The sequence below is a fragment of the Desertihabitans aurantiacus genome, from assembly GCF_003344635.1.
In the GTDB taxonomy this organism is placed as follows: Bacteria; Actinomycetota; Actinomycetes; order Propionibacteriales; family Propionibacteriaceae; genus Desertihabitans; species Desertihabitans aurantiacus.
On the sequence record NZ_QPKK01000065.1, the window covers coordinates 1 to 15,285 of the forward strand.

The window sequence follows — 15,285 nt, forward strand, 5'->3', positions numbered from 1 at the left end:
CGACGCGACTCAGCCGAGCCGGTCGGCGTGGCGCAGCGCGTACACCAGCGCCCAGTCCTGGTCGTTGGCCAGCGGGTCCGCCCGGTGCGCCGGGGCGCCGTTGACACAGCTGGGGTAGACGAAGGCGCAGGTGGCCGAACCGTCCTCGGCGAAGCCGGTGAGGTTGGCCCGCAGCACCTCGGTGCCGGCCCGGCGCAGTGCCGCGGTCTCCTCCTCGGGTAGCAGCTCGTCCGGCCAGTCGAGCAACACCCCGGCGCTGAGGATCGACCAGTAGTGCGGGAACACGTCGCCCCACAGCCGGTCGCCGCCGAACCAGTATCCGTCCCAGTGCCGGATCGGCACCGAACGCAGCCGGACGTCGGGCTGGTCGCCGGCGAAGGCGCGCAGCCAGCGCAGCCGCTCCCGCAGCGCCTCGTCGGGCACCCGGTCGGGGGCGATCCGGCGGACCGAGAGCAGCAGGTCGAGCAGCGGGGCCACCATCGACTGCTCGTAGTTGACCTCGTGCCCGGGCAGCTCGGCGCCCAGCTCGAGGAAGGTGGTGGCCTGGGCGACCAGGTGGGCGTCCAGCTCGTCGGCCTCGGCGTCCCGGCCGTGCCGGCGCAGCGCCGCACCGACGTCACGCACCACCGGTCCCAGCTCGAAGGCCAGGAAGCGTCCGCCGCCGGAGCGGTAGTAGGTGCTCATCACCGCCGCGGCCAGGTCCAGCTCACCGGCGTCCAGCAGGAAGCGGGCGAACCAGGGGAAGTTGTACAGCCGCGGCCGGCGGCGTCCGCCGGTGTCGTCGCGGACCGTGCCGTCGGGGGTGACGACGTGCTCGGTGACGAAGCGCAGGTAGCCGGCCAGCGCCTCCTCCAGCACCGCAGCCTCGCCCCAGCCGCGGCGGCGCAGCTCCTGCAGCAGCAGCGCGCTGCCCACCCGCTCGCGGGTGTCGGACCAGTCCGACCAGGCCAGGTCGAGCACGGTCAGCTGCGAGCGGTTGTCGTAGGGCACGAACGCCCAGCGCCGGCTGTCGCCGCGCTCCAGCGGGCGCTGCCGCTCGACCAGGAAGGACGCCCGGCGCTCGGCCAGCTGTCGCAGCGGCGGATGGGCGTGCAGCACCACCCGGGTCCGCCGGCCGTCGCGGGTGGCGTCGACGTGCACCAGGCCCGGGCGGTCGGCGACCACCGGGGACGGCGTCTCGGGGGTCCAGCCGGCGGCCACCCGCAGCTCCATCGGCGTCCCCACCTCGGCGCTGAGCACCGGGGCGTCCAGGGCGGGAGCGCGGTCGGCGGCGAAGGCGTCGCTGTCGGCGTACCAGCGGGAGCGCCAGGTGAGCCGCAGCGTCTGCCCGGGCTCGACCACCGGCTCGGGCTGGCCGCCCAGGGTGTGCGGGGAGCGGGCGTGGTCGGTCAGGTGCAGGTAGAGGTGGCCGCGGAGGTTGCTGGAGGTGTGCGCGTCGCGGGACTGCACCGAGTAGGCCCACAGCTCGCCCTCGGTGAGCACCAGCCCGAGCCCGGCGTCGGCGCCGTTCATCGGCGCCGCCCACACCCAGGCGTCGGCGCCGCCGGTCCAGACGTGGGCGTGCACCGCCCGGGTGAGGCTGTCGGCGGCCGAGCCGTAGAGGTCGCGCCACGGCGTGCTCACCGCGAACGAGCCGATCCGGACCGGCTGGTCGCCGGGGTTGTGCAGCTCGTGGGTCTCGGTCCAGCTGTCGCCGACGGTGCGGGTGATGGTGAGCACCAGCGGTCCCAGCCGGTGCCGCACCCGGACGCCGTCGCCGCGCCAGTCGACCTCGGCGGGGGCGTCGAAGCGGTGCCCGAGGCCGTCCAGCACCGCGAACCCCTTGCCCCAGCGGTGCGCGGGCCCGTGCACCACCCCCTCGACGCCGTCGGCGTCCTCGACCAGCAGCACGCTGTGCCCGGTCGACGGGTGCCGTACCGCCCGCACCGAGCCGTCCTCGGCCATCTCCACGGCACCGGCGCCGAACCCGAACGTGCGCGTCGTCTGCTCCACGCCCGGCATCATCGCAGCCGGCCGGTGCCCGGACACGGTTGAGGCGGCGGCTGGCAGGATGGGCCCCGTGAGCGAGATCCACCGCAACCTGCTGGCCGACGCCGCCCCCGAGACCCGTCTCCCCGTCGACCCCGCCGTCGCCGAGCTCGCCGAGCGTGGCAAGGACGCCTTCGAGGAGGTCATCCGCGCCCACCCGGAGTCGTCGCTGTGCTGGGCGCTGCTGGCCGAGGGTGCCCTGAACGCGCGGACCCCCGGGGCCGACGTCGCCGCCTACGCCTACGCCCGCACCGGCTACCACCGCGGGCTGGACGCCCTGCGCCGGGCCGGCTGGAAGGGCTCGGGCCCGATCCCGTGGGAGCACGAGCCGAACCGCGGCTTCCTCCGCGCGCTGTGGGCGCTGACGGTGGCCGCCCAGCGGATCGGCGACACCGCGGAGTTCGAGCGCTGCGCCCAGTTCCTGCGCGACAGCTCCGAGACCGCCTACGCCGAGCTGAGCAGCTCCCGCCCGCTGGAGGCCTGAGCGCGGACGCCCCGGTGCCTCCCGCCCCGATCGGCTAGGGTTGGGAGGTAAGAGCCCGCGACGCCCAGTCGAGGGCTTCGTCTGTGCAACGGGGCCGGTCGTGCTCCGGTGAGAGGGTTGACAGATGCCTGGCATCGTCGTGATGGGCGCCCAGTGGGGCGACGAGGGCAAGGGCAAGGCCACCGACCAGCTCGGGGACCGCATCGACTACTGCGTCCGCTACTCCGGGGGCAACAACGCCGGCCACACCATCGTCGTCGGCGGCGAGAAGTACGTCCTGCACCTGCTGCCGTCGGGGATCCTCAACCCCAACGCCGTGCCGGTCCTCGGCAACGGCGTGGTGATCGACCTCGACGTGCTCTACGCCGAGCTGGAAGCGCTGCAGGTCCGTGGCGCGGACGTCCAGCACCCGCAGATCTCTGCCTCGGCGCACATCATCACCAGCTACCACCGCACCCTGGACAAGCTCACCGAGCGGTTCCTCGGCAAGGCGAAGATCGGCACCACCGGCCGCGGCGTCGGCCCGGCCTACTCCGACAAGGTCAACCGGATCGGCATCCGTGTGCAGGACCTGTTCGACGAGTCGATCCTGGCCAAGAAGGTCGAGGCCGCGCTGGACCAGAAGAACCAGCTGCTGGCCAAGGTCTACAACCGCCGCGCCGTCGACCCGGTGCAGGTCACCGAGCACCTGCTCTCCTACGCCGACCGGCTGCGCCCGCACGTGATCGACACCTCCCGCGTGCTCAACGACGCGCTGGACGAGGGCAAGGTGGTGCTCTTCGAGGGCGCCCAGGCCCACCACCTCGACGTCGACCACGGCACCTACCCCTACGTCACCTCCTCCTCCCCCAGCGCGGCCGGCGCCTGCGTCGGCTCCGGGGTGGGCCCGACCCGCATCGACCGGGTGGTCGGTGTGGTCAAGGCCTTCACCACGCGGGTCGGCGAGGGCCCGATGCCGACCGAGCTGCACGACGAGGACGGCGAGCGGCTGCGCACCATCGGCGGGGAGTTCGGCGCCACCACGGGACGTCCGCGTCGCTGCGGCTGGTTCGACGCGCTGGTGGTCGAGGCCGCCGCGCGCACCAATGCGATGACCGACGTCTTCCTCACCAAGCTCGACATCCTCGGCGGCTGGGAGAAGATCCCGGTCTGCGTGGCCTACGACGTCGACGGGGTCCGCCACGACCGGCTGCCCTACTCCCAGAGCGACTTCCACCACGCCACCCCGGTGTACGAGCTGCTCGAGGGCTGGACTGAGGACATCTCCGGCTGCCGCACCTTCGAGGAGCTGCCCGAGGCCACCCGGCGCTACGTGCTGCGGCTGGAGGAGCTGATCGGCACCCGCATCTCCGGCATCGGCGTCGGCCCGGGCCGTGAGCAGTCGATCATGCGCCACGACCTGCTCTGACGGGCCTCCCGGGCCGTCCGGCTGGCACGTGCCGCTGCGACTACGCAGCGGATGTGCCGGTCCGGCAGGAGCCGGCAGCGTGGGCAGGGGGTGGGCAGCCCCGGCCAGCCGCCGGCGACGAGCAGCTCGGCGACCTGGGCGGCGGCCAGGCACGGGTCACCGTGCACGTCGAGCCACCCGAACCGCAGGGTAGGACGTCTGGACAGCGCCGCCCGGTTGTCGCGTCTCATGTCACGGTGACGACCGGCGCCCTCGGGGGACCGGCCGTCGAGCTCGACGAGGGGACCCAGATACCTACCATCGCGGGCGGCTGTCGTCCCCGCCGACCAGCACGCCGGCCCAGGCGAGCCCGCGCCAGCCCGGTCGACCCGGGGCGGTGTGGTAGATCCCGCGGCGCGCCGTCGACCAGCGTCCCTCCCGCACCAGGCGGGCGATCGAGTTGCGCCCCAGGTCGTGGCCATGGGCCTGCTCGAGCGAGACCACACCGTCCTGCAGCTCGGCCAGGGCCAGCAGGCCCGACGGATCCACGCGGTGGTACATGCCCCGAGGGTGGGCCTGCTGCGTGCCGACGGTCGCGGTCGGGCGCCGCCTGTGCACAGCCCCTCCCCTGTGGGCACCGACGCGGCTGATCCACCCCGGGTGCTGGACAATCTCGCTGCGACCACGCAGCGGTGCGTTCCATCGGACCGGCCGATACCCTCGACCGCCGTGACGGACGCAGCGGGGAACGGGCAGCAGGTGGGTCGGGTGCTGGTGATCGGCGCCGGCGGGCGCGAGCACGCGCTGGCCTGGGCGCTGAGCCGCGACCCCGGGGTCACCGAGGTGCACATCGCGCCCGGCAACCCCGGCACCGCAGCGGTCGGCACCAACCACGAGGTGGAGGCCACCGACCCCGCCGCGGTGGCGGCGCTGGCCGAGCGGCTGGCCGCCGACCTCGTCGTGGTCGGGCCCGAGGCGCCGCTGGTGGCCGGGGTGGCCGACGCCGTCCGTGAGCGGGGGATCGCCTGCTTCGGACCGGGCCGCGAAGCCGCCCGCCTGGAGGGGTCGAAGGCCTTCGCCAAGGAGGTGATGGCCGCCGCCGGCGTCCCGACCGCCGCCGCCCGGGTCTGCACCACCGAGGACGAGGTGGCCGCCGCGCTGGACGAGCTCGGCGCGCCCTACGTGGTCAAGGACGACGGGCTGGCCGCCGGCAAGGGCGTGGTCGTCACCGAGGACCGGGAGGCCGCCCTCGCCCACGCCCGCGGGTGCGAGCAGGTCCTGGTCGAGGAGTACCTGGACGGCCCCGAGGTGAGCCTCTTCGCGGTCACCGACGGGACGACGGTGCTGCCCTTCGAGCCGGCCCAGGACTTCAAGCGGGTCGGCGACGGCGACACCGGCCCCAACACCGGCGGCATGGGCGCCTACACCCCGCTGCCCTGGGCGCCACCCGGACTGGTCGAGGAGGTCGTGCGGACCGTCGTCCAGCCGACCGTGGACGAGCTGGCCCGCCGCGGCACCCCGTTCGTCGGGCTGGTCTACGCCGGGCTCGCGCTCACCTCCCGCGGCATCCGGGTGGTGGAGTTCAACGCCCGCTTCGGCGACCCCGAGACCCAGCCGCTGCTGAGCCGGCTGCGCACCCCGCTCGGCAGCGTGCTCAAGGCCGCCGCGACCGGACGGCTCGCCGGCGTCCCCGCCCTGGAGTGGGGCAGCGGTGCCGCGGTCGCGGTGGTGCTGGCCGCCGAGAACTACCCCGGCACGCCGCGCCGGGGCGATGTCATCACCGGCGCCGACATCGAGGGCGTCTTCCACGCCGGCACCGCCCTGGACGCCGAGGGCCGGCTGGTCGCGGCCGGCGGACGGGTGCTGGCCGTGGTCGGCACCGGCGACGACCTCGCCGCCGCCCGCGAGCAGGCCTACACCCGGCTCGGCGGCCTCACCCTCGACGGCGGCTTCTACCGCACCGACATCGCCGCCCGCGCCGCCGAGGGCTGACCCCGTCTGGCACCCGGCACACACCTTCGTGCCCCCGCACCCATGCTGCAGGAGGTGTGGGTGCCCCGAAGGTGTGTGAGGGGGGCGGCCGCGGGGACGAACCGGACCGTCCGAGCGCCCTACGATGGCGACAGCCCCGCCGCGTCCCAGGAGGTCCCTCCGTGTCCATCCCGAACGTCCTCGCCACCCGCTACGCCTCGCCACGGATGCGCGAGATCTGGTCGCCGGAGAACAAGATCGTCGCCGAGCGCCGGCTCTGGCTGGCCGTGCTGGCCGCCCAGCGCGACCTCGGCGTCGACTTCGGCGGTGACGACCCGGACGCCGTGATCGTCGACTACGAGCGGGTGCTGGAGACGGTCGACCTGGCCTCGATCGCCGACCGTGAGCGGGTCACCAAGCACGACGTCAAGGCGCGGATCGAGGAGTTCAACGCCCTCGCCGGCCGCGAGCACGTGCACAAGGGGATGACCAGCCGCGACCTCACCGAGAACGTCGAGCTGCTGCAGCTGCGTCAGGCGCTTGAGCTGGTGGCCGACCGCTGCGTCACCACGATCGCCGCGCTGGCCGGGCTGGCCACCTCCTACGCCGACACCGCCATCGCGGGGCGCTCGCACAACGTGGCCGCCCAGATCTCCACCCTGGGCAAGCGGTTCGCCACCGCCGCCGACGAGCTGCTGGTCGCCCACGAGCGCGTCCGTGAGCTGTTGGTGCGGCTGCCGCTACGCGGCATCAAGGGTCCGGTCGGCACCAGCCAGGACATGCTCGACCTGCTCGACGGCGACGAGGACCGGCTGGCCGAGCTGGAGCGTCGGATCGCCACCCACCTCGGCTTCGAGCGGGTGCTCACCAGCACCGGCCAGGTCTACCCGCGCTCGATCGACTACGACGCGGTGACCGCGCTCGCCCAGGTGGTCGCCGCCCCCTCCAACGTGGCCACCAGCATCCGGCTGATGGCCGGCCACGAGCTGGTCACCGAGGGGTTCCGGCCCGGTCAGGTGGGCTCGTCGGCGATGCCGCACAAGATGAACACCCGCTCCTGCGAGCGGGTCAACGGGCTCTCGGTGGTGGTCCGCGGGTACGTGTCGATGGTCGGCGAGCTGGCCGGGGACCAGTGGAACGAGGGCGACGTGTCCTGCTCGGTGGTGCGCCGGGTCGCGCTGCCGGACGCCTGCTACGCCACCGACGGGCTGTTCGAGACGTTCCTCACCGTGCTCGACGACTTCGGGGCCTTCCCGGCGGTGATCGAGGCCGAGCTGAACCGCTACCTGCCGTTCCTCACCACCACCAAGGTGCTGATGGCGGCCGTGCGCGCCGGGGTCGGCCGGGAGGTGGCGCACGAGGCGATCAAGGAGCACGCGGTCGCGGTCGCGCTGGAGATGCGCGAGCAGGGTCTGGCCGGGAACGACCTGTTCGCCCGGCTCGGTGCCGACCCGCGGCTGCCGCTGGACGAGCAGCAGCTGCGGGCCCTGGTCGCCGACCCGATGGAGCTCACCGGCGCCGCCGTCTCCCAGGTGCGCACGGTGGTGGACGCCGCCGAGCAGCTCGCCGAGGAGCACCCCGAGGCCGCCACCTACCGCCCCGGCGACGTCCTCTGACCCACCGAGACCCCGGGTCGGCAGACCTACGGGACTCCCCGCGTGCCGCGTCCGGGGACGCCCCTGAGCCGACCCCGCACCACCGTCCGCTCCCTGGTTGCGGCCGCCGGGATCGGGCACAGTCGGTGGCGTGGGGCACCGTGCCGCACTGTGAAGGAGGAACCCTGATGGCCACCACGACCCTGGCCCGCTCGACCAGCAACGCCTGGATCGGCGGTGTCTGCGCCGGCCTCGCCCGTCGCTTCGGCCTGTCGGCCAACCTCGTCCGGCTGATCTTCGTGCTCAGCTGCCTGATCCCGGGCCCGCAGTTCATCATCTACATCGCGCTCTGGATCCTGCTCCCCAAGGACCGCTGAGCCGCGGACGGGCCGGTCAGCGCACCTGACGCCGACCGGCCCGCGGGCCAGCGCCTGCCCGCAACCCCGCTCAGCCGATCCCCACGATGTCCGCCCTGCTGCGCAGCCGCCGCCACGGCACCCCCGGCCGCAGCCCAGCCGCCGGAGCGACGTCGACGGCCGACAGCGGGCCGAGGTCGAGCCCGGTCAGCGCGGCAACGTCCCCGACCGGCACCTGGAAGGTCCGGTAGGGGCCCAGCAGCGGCTCCCCGGCCCGGCCCAGCTCGACGTCGTCCAGCTGGCGGGACTGGTCGAGCAGGTAGCCGACCGACAGCAGCCCGCCCGCCTCGACCCAGGCCGCCACCTTGTAGAACCGGCGTGGGATGCGGGTGCCGCGGTAGCCGGGGTCGTCCTCGGCGAAGACGCACCCGGTGAGCACGCTGACCCGCACGTCGGCGGCGTCCGTCGTGGTGAGCAGGTGGTCCTCCAGCCCCAGCCAGAGCTCCTTGGACTGGTTGAAACCGGCTGCCTGCGGTGCGGCGTTGGTGTAGCAGAACGTGTCGGCGTTGGCCCGCTCGGCCGCCTCCCCCCACACCGGGTCCCGCCGGCGGACGAGGTGGCCGCGGTCGAGGTCGTTGCGGGCGTAGACCTCCGGCCCGGTCTGCTGCTCCTCCGGCAGGCGTGGGTCGAGGAACCAGTCGTCGCCGCCGCGTGCGACGTCGACCAGGGCCGCGCCGTCGATGTTGACCGCCGTCCAGGCCGCCAGCCTGCGGGCGGGGTCGAGCCCGACCGAGAAGTGGGTGTAGTCGAGCCGGACCAGCCGTGCGTCGGACCCGGGCGCGGGGACGGTCGTGGCCAGGAAGTCGGGGTCGTACCCAGGCGCGGCATCGGTCATGGAGGCACCCTGCCGCAGTGGTCTGACATCGCGGTGAACACCGTCGCCACCCCGCTCAGCCGGCGGCCGCCTCCAGACCGAGCCGGCGCGACCAGTCGTCGGCGACCAGCTCCAGGTGCTCCTGCGGGTGGGCGACGGCGTTCACGTAGTGGCCGAAGAGCTCGAAGGAGACGGTGCCGACGAGGTGGGTCCAGGCGTCGAGCACCAGCACCACGTCCACCGGGTCGACCTCGTCAGGAGCGGTGATCCCCAGCGCGGGCAGCCCCGCGGCCACCTGCTCGACGTCGGCCCGGGTGCCCGGCGGCAGCGGCGGCGCCCCCGCGGGCCGCGGACGTCCCCGCTCGCGGGCGTCGAAGACCACCCCGGCAAGACGTCCCACCACCATCGTCGCCAGGACGACGGTCTCGGCGGGCGCGGCGTAGCCAGGCACCGGGGAGCCGTAGAGCAGGGCCCACTCGTGCGGGTGCTCAACGCCCCAGCCGCGGGTCGTCGTCCACACCGAGCGCCACCGGGCCAGCAGGTCGTCGCGGGGCAGGGCGTCCTCGGCCCCGGCCACCGCGCCCCCGAGGCGGCGGTAGCCGTCGGTGATCAGCTCGGTGAGGATGTGGTCGCGCCCGCTGAAGTAGCGGTAGACCGCCGACGGCACCAGGTCGAGCTCGCGGGCCACCGCACGCAGCGACAGCTGCCCCGGTCCCACCTCGCCGAGCAGCCGGCGCGCGACCTCGACGATCGCGGTCGTGCGGGCGTCCCGGTGCTGCTGCCGGGGGGTGCTGCGTCCGTCGCTCACGGCACGAGCCTAACCGATTCGAGAACGCTGTTCTTGACTTCCGGGTGAGCCTGGAGAACACTGTTCTCGGAAGCGAGAACACCGTTCACCCAGCCGCCCTGAGGCGGCCGAGAGGAAGAGCACCCATGAGCACCGTCCTGATCGCCGGAGCCGGCCCGATCGGCTCCACCCTGTCCCGCCGGATGGCCGCCGACGGCCACGACGTGGTGCTGGTCTCCAGGTCCGGCCGGGGACCCGCCCACCCCGGTGTGCGCCGGGTCGCCCTGGACGCCGGCGCGCCCGACATGGTCGAGCTGGCGCAGGGCTGCCACGTCCTCGTCAACGCCATCAACCTGCCGTACCACCGCTGGGCGACCGACTGGCCGCCGCTGCACCGCAACCTGATGCTGGCTGCCGAGCGCGGCGGCGCACCGCTGGCGCTGATCGGCAACTTCTACACCTACCCGGCCGACGTGGTGATGTCGCCCGACGTCGCGATGGACCCGCCCACCCGCAAGGGCGCGGTGCGGGCGCGGATGTGGGAGGAGCTGCTCGCCGCGCAGGCGGCGGGTCGACTGCGGGCGATGGAGCTGCGGGCCAGCGACTACATCGGGCCTGCGGCGCTGGAGACCGAGAACGCCCACGGCGGACGCCGGCTCGTCGGGCCGGTGCTGGCGGGCCGGCGGGCGTGGGTGGTCGGCGACCCCGACGCGCCGCACGTGTGGACCTCCGTCGACGACATCGCCCGCACCGCGGCCACCCTGGTGCTGGACGACCGGGCCTGGGGGCGGGCGTGGCACGTCCCCAACGCCGAGCCGCGCTCGATCCGCCAGCTGGCCGCCGACGTCGCCCGCGTCGGAGGAGCGCCCGAGCCTCGGGTGTCGGGCTACCCGCGCTGGCTGCTCGCGGTGATGGGGCTGGCCGACGCCCGGCTGCGGGAGGTGCTCGAGATGCGCTACCAGTTCGACCGGCCGTTCCTGTCCGACGACAGCGAGACGACCACGGTGTTCGGTCTGACCGCGACGCCGTGGCAGCAGACCATCGAGGAGACCGTCGCCGCCGCCCGCCGCGATCCCAGCCCCGCGGCCGCCTGACCTCCCCGTGATCCGCCGGGATCGGGGCGGCGGTGGACGGTCCGAGCGCGTCCTCCGTGCTGCGCGCCGGCCCGGGTGACGGTGCGTCGTCGGGGACGAGGGTGACGCCGCTCGGGCCTCGCGCCGGCCCTCGGGGGATGTGCGGGATGTGGTCGACCAGGGGCTACGCAGGGGGCTACAAGGGGGCTAAGAGGGGCTAAGAACGGCCCCCGAAAGGGGCCAAATCACGAGTTGGCCCTATCCGGGGCAGGTCCGGAAGCAATACCTATGCACTGGACGTCTCTCCATTCCCGCCCTCGGCGGCTTCCCCGGGAGTGAGGACGTGCGTTGGGTCCATCGGTCCGGTCAGCTCGACCAGGCGGTGGCACGTTCTGCAACCGAGGAGCTTGGGTGACACAACAGCTGCAGGCCGCACGCGGGAGTGCCGCGTCCGGTCGGCCAGGAGGGCGGTCGAGATTGACCGCGCTGTTCCTGGCGGTCGTGATCGCACTGGTCAGCATGGGAACGGTCGGTGTGGGCGTCGCCCACGCGGCGACCGTCTACGAGATCGAGGGGGAGTGGGAGACGGGGACCCCCGACACGGTCGGACGGGGTGACGTGGTCACCGGGATCTGGCGGGTCAACGTCAACGACGACGCCGAGGCCCCGGCCAACGACCCTGTCGAGAACGTGCTGTTCTCGGTGACGCTGGACAACGGCGTCTTCCGTGGGCTCCCGGACGTGTGCCTGACCGGTGACGAGGTGGACCCGCAGTCCAGCCTGTCCGAGGACAACCGGACCCTGACGTGCAACCTGGGCACCGTGGAGCAGGGCAGCGCCGTGGTCATCCAGACCCCGGTCGTGGTCGACGGCGAGACCGGCGAGCAGCTGACCGCCACCGGTGAGATCAACGGCCAGGAGGAGCCGCTGCCGCCGCTGGACATCGTCAACGAGTTCGGTCTGGACATCCAGTACGGCCAGAACACGGGTACCTACTACTGGAACGACGACTACACCCAGCTGGACGTCGACCTGAACTGGTCCCTGCGGCTGGCCGCCGGTTCGGATCCGGGTCCGGACAGCGTGACCTACCGGCTCCAGCTGACCGAGACCAACAACAGCACCATCACCGTCGGCACCGGTGTCTACGGTGATGTCGGCTGTGGACCGTTCAACGCCTACATCGCGAACGGTCACCCCTGGTCGGAGCTGCCGAACTACCCGGCGGACCAGCAGACCTCGTTCGTCGACAGCTGCACGCTGACGCCCGTGGCCGGACAGCCCGGCGTGTTCGACCTGACGCTGGACGGCATCAACTACGACCTGGCCACCGTGCCGACCAAGGACTCCGCAGGCGACCCACTGCCGACCGACTGGTCCTACATCGCCAGCGGCAGCCTGTGGTTCTCCGTCGCCACCGACCAGGCCGGTTCGATCTCGCTGCAGACCAACGCCCCGACCTACGAGTCGACCACCGGTCTCACCTCGACCGACCTGGCCGAGAACAACACCACCACCAAGAGCTACACGCTGCCGGGTCGCTGGGCTGCGCCGTGGTACCGGGGCTACACCGGTGCCGGCGGCACGAACTGGGACGACACCTACCGGGTGTCCGCCGGTGAGACGGTGGCGCCGTACGTCAACAACAACGCCGCCCGGGCGGGCGACGTGCCCCCCAACCAGCTCCACGGCAACTGCCTGGTGTTCGACACCGCCTACTCCAGCTACGCCTCGCCCGAGGGTGAGCGGGTGCCGATGATCCGTGGCTACAACCAGGAGGGCGGCACTGCTGACGAGCTGGAGAACCCGCCGACCATCGAGTACTACGTCGGGGCCGTGGGGGACCCGGACGACTTCGTCTGCGGCAGCGACCCGGCCAACTGGGTCGACGAGGAGCCGGCCGACCTGGAGACCGTCCAGGCCGTGCGCATCATCTACCCGCACTCGCTCGTGACCGAGGGAGACTGGCAGGGCATCCAGCTTTTGGCCTACACGAGGCTGGACGACAACCTGGCCATCGGGCAGGACGTGTGGATGTTCGGCTCGATCTTGAACAACGGCGTCTGGGAGGGCCCAGGAGAGCGCTGGGACACGAACGTGATCACCCCGACACCGGGTGCCCGGTACCCGTTCACGAACGGTCGCCGCGACATCCTGCGGATCATCTACGCCACGCCGACGATCAGCAAGGCCGGTGACCGTCAGGTGGTGCGTCCGGGGGTGCCCGCGACCTTCACCCTGACCTACTCGGCCAACGGGGCCGGGGCCATCCCGGACGCGGTCGACGACTACGAGATCGTCGACACGTTGCCGGTGGGGATGACCTACGTGGCCGGCTCGGCCACACCGGAGCCGGAGGTGACCACCAACGGCGAGGGGCAGCAGGTGCTGACGTGGAGCCTCGACCAGGTGCCCACCAACACGCCGAACATGCTCACCTACCAGGCGGTGGCCTCTGACTCGGTGACCCCGGGAGAGACCCTGACCAACACGGCGACCTCGTCGCTGGCCGGGCAGACCTCGCTACCGGCGTCGGCCCAGGTGACGATCGCCTCCAGCGGCTACACGCTGCTGGGCAAGAGCACCGAGCAGTGGTTCATGAACAACCCCGACGGCGAGGGCAACAGCACCGGTTCGTGGACGGTGAACCTGCGTTCGTCGGACCCGCTGCCGCAGGCCTTCACCGACACCATCGACATCCTCCCCTACAACGGTGACGGTCGCGGGACCGACTTCCAGGGCACCTACTCGGTGACCTCGGTGGACGCTCCCGAGGGGGCGACGGTGTACTACACCACCGCCGACCGCGAGACCCTCTCCGACGACCCGGCCGACGACGTCAACGGTGCGCCCAACGCCCCGTCCGACATCTGGTCGACCACGCCGGTGCCCAACCCGACCGCCATCCGCGTGATCGGCGGGCAGCTGAACCCCGGTGAGGCGTTCGCCTTCGACGTGAACATCGCCACCGAGGGTGCTGCTCCGGGTGACGTCTGGGTCAACCGGGCGCAGTCGCGGGCCGAGCACACCCGGCTGGTGATGCGGACCTCGGAGCCGCTGACCATGGGCACCATGTACTCCGCATCGCTGAAGAAGTACGTGCAGGACAGCGATGGTGAGTGGCACGACGCCCAGGACGCCTCGGACTACCCGGTGTTCCGGATCGGTGACGAGGTGACCTACCGGATCGGTGTCACCAACACCGGTCAGGGCACGCTGCAGAACGTGCAGGTCGAGGACGACCAGTTCGAGCAGGGCTCGTTCCTCATCGAGGAGCTCGCTCCCGGTGACGTCGAGTACCACGAGTTCACCGCCACGATCGAGGGCAGCTTCGAGACCTCCTTCGTGAACGTCGCGAGCGCGACGGCGGACCAGCCGGAGGACAGCGAGGACCCGGTCCTCATCAACAGCGACCCGGCTGGTGTGGAGGTCGCGAACTACCGGACGGTGAAGACCTCCGCCCCCTCGGGTGAGGACGTCCAGCCTGGTGACACGGTGACCTACACGGTGACGGTGACCCAGGAGGGGTCCTACCCCGCGACCGCGGAGTGGGGCGACGACCTGAGCGACGTCCTGGACGACGCGACGATCGACGAGGACTCGATCACCGCGAGCACCGGCACCGCGGTGCTGGACGGCGATGCGCTGACCTGGTCCGGTGAGGTCGGGGTCGGCGAGGTCGCCACGGTCACCTACGAGGCGGTGGTGAAGTCGTATGAGGACATCACCGACGGCGGTAACTGGATCCTGGACAACGTGGTCTTCTCCGACGGCTGTGCCGCCGAGGGCGACTGCAACCCGCCGGAGAACCCGATCGGCACCTACACCCAGGCCAAGACCTCCGACCCCGCTCCGGGTTCGTCGGTGGGCCCGGGTGACGTGGTCACCTACAGCGTGACCGTGGCGCAGGTCGGTGAGGCCGGCGTGCCGGATGCGTTCATCACCGACGACCTGTCGGGGGTGCTGGACGACGCCACCTACAACGGTGACGCGGCCGCGACCTCCGGTGCGGTGGTGGTCGAGGGTGAGGGTCTGCGTTGGGACGGCGAGCTGGCCGTCGGTGACGTGGTGACCATCACCTACTCGGTGACGGTGACCGGTGAGGGCGACATGCAGCTGGACAACGTCCTGGGTGACAACGCGACCTGCGTGCCCGCCCCGGACGAGAACCCGGACTGCCGCACGACCCACCCGATCGGGAAGTACATCTACTCCAAGGTCTCCGAGCCCGAGACGGGGTCCACCGTGGCCCCGGGCGACGTGATCACCTACACCGTGACGGTGACCCAGCAGGGCCCGGGCGAGGTGCCGGGGGCGCGGCTGACCGACGACATGTCCGACGTGCTCGACGACGCCAGCTACAACGGCGACGTGGAGGCCTCGATCGGCGAGGCGGTCGTGGACGGGGAGACCCTGTCCTGGACCGGTGACCTGGCTGTCGGGGCGGTGGAGACGATCACCTACTCGGTCACGGTGACCGACACCGGTGATGACGACGTCACCAACGCCGTCACCAGCGACGACCCCCGCGGTACGTGCGACGAGGCAGTGGGATGTGAGGAGCAGCACTTCAAGGGCCGCTTCATCTACTCCAAGGTCTCCGACCCGGTCTCGGGTTCGACCGTCGAGGTCGGCGACGTGATCACCTACACCGTGACGGTGACCCAGCAGGGTCAGGCCGCGGTCGACGGTGCCACGCTGACCGACGACCTGTCCGACGTCCTGGACGA

The 15,285-nt window shown here is 72.4% G+C and carries 11 protein-coding genes; 7 read left to right on the forward strand and 4 right to left on the reverse strand.

The features are described from left to right. Positions 1 to 9: 9 nt before the first annotated feature. Positions 10 to 1,992: a hypothetical protein gene (locus tag DVA66_RS20840; protein ID WP_157973890.1), complete on the reverse strand. Its 1,983-nt coding sequence runs from the start codon at positions 1,990 to 1,992 to the stop codon at positions 10 to 12. A 58-nt stretch (positions 1,993 to 2,050) separates the two neighbouring features. Between DVA66_RS20840 and DVA66_RS07505 the strand changes: the two genes are divergently transcribed. Both DVA66_RS07505 and DVA66_RS07510 read left to right on the forward strand, forming a co-directional pair. Next, on the forward strand, positions 2,051 to 2,512 hold the full coding sequence (locus DVA66_RS07505; RefSeq protein WP_114128219.1) for a DUF3151 domain-containing protein: 462 nt from the start codon (positions 2,051 to 2,053) through the stop codon (positions 2,510 to 2,512). A 124-nt stretch (positions 2,513 to 2,636) separates the two neighbouring features. Next, positions 2,637 to 3,920: an adenylosuccinate synthase gene (locus DVA66_RS07510; RefSeq protein WP_114559516.1), complete on the forward strand. Its 1,284-nt coding sequence runs from the start codon at positions 2,637 to 2,639 to the stop codon at positions 3,918 to 3,920. A 294-nt stretch (positions 3,921 to 4,214) separates the two neighbouring features. On the opposite strand, the gene DVA66_RS20845 is transcribed toward DVA66_RS07510, so the two are convergent. Then, a complete protein-coding gene (locus tag DVA66_RS20845; RefSeq protein WP_198671569.1) occupies positions 4,215 to 4,460 on the reverse strand; it encodes a type IV toxin-antitoxin system AbiEi family antitoxin domain-containing protein in 246 nt (81 codons plus the stop codon). Between the two features lie 168 nt (positions 4,461 to 4,628). Between DVA66_RS20845 and purD the strand changes: the two genes are divergently transcribed. From purD to DVA66_RS07525, 3 genes are all read left to right on the forward strand, one after another. Next, positions 4,629 to 5,891, forward strand: a complete 1,263-nt coding sequence (gene purD / locus DVA66_RS07515; protein ID WP_232821826.1) for a phosphoribosylamine--glycine ligase — start codon at positions 4,629 to 4,631, stop codon at positions 5,889 to 5,891. Positions 5,892 to 6,052: 161 nt separating this feature from the next. Continuing rightward, a complete protein-coding gene (gene purB / locus DVA66_RS07520; protein ID WP_114559518.1) occupies positions 6,053 to 7,486 on the forward strand; it encodes an adenylosuccinate lyase in 1,434 nt (477 codons plus the stop codon). A gap of 167 nt (positions 7,487 to 7,653) precedes the next feature. Next, positions 7,654 to 7,842, forward strand: a complete 189-nt coding sequence (locus tag DVA66_RS07525) for a PspC domain-containing protein (protein ID WP_114128224.1) — start codon at positions 7,654 to 7,656, stop codon at positions 7,840 to 7,842. A gap of 70 nt (positions 7,843 to 7,912) precedes the next feature. Here the strand turns inward: DVA66_RS07525 and DVA66_RS07530 are convergent, their stop codons facing one another. Next, positions 7,913 to 8,716, reverse strand: a complete 804-nt coding sequence (locus DVA66_RS07530) for a DNA/RNA non-specific endonuclease (RefSeq protein WP_114559519.1) — start codon at positions 8,714 to 8,716, stop codon at positions 7,913 to 7,915. Positions 8,717 to 8,771: 55 nt separating this feature from the next. Further along, a complete protein-coding gene (locus DVA66_RS07535; RefSeq protein ID WP_114559520.1) occupies positions 8,772 to 9,503 on the reverse strand; it encodes a TetR/AcrR family transcriptional regulator in 732 nt (243 codons plus the stop codon). A 125-nt stretch (positions 9,504 to 9,628) separates the two neighbouring features. Between DVA66_RS07535 and DVA66_RS07540 the strand changes: the two genes are divergently transcribed. Together DVA66_RS07540 and DVA66_RS07545 are read left to right on the forward strand one after the other, a co-directional pair. Next, entirely contained in the window at positions 9,629 to 10,576 is a 948-nt protein-coding gene (locus DVA66_RS07540) for a Rossmann-fold NAD(P)-binding domain-containing protein (RefSeq protein ID WP_114559521.1), read from the forward strand. 456 nt (positions 10,577 to 11,032) lie between these two features. Continuing rightward, positions 11,033 to 15,285: DUF7927 domain-containing protein (locus DVA66_RS07545; protein WP_114559522.1), on the forward strand; the 4,253-nt coding region annotated here is incomplete at its 3' end.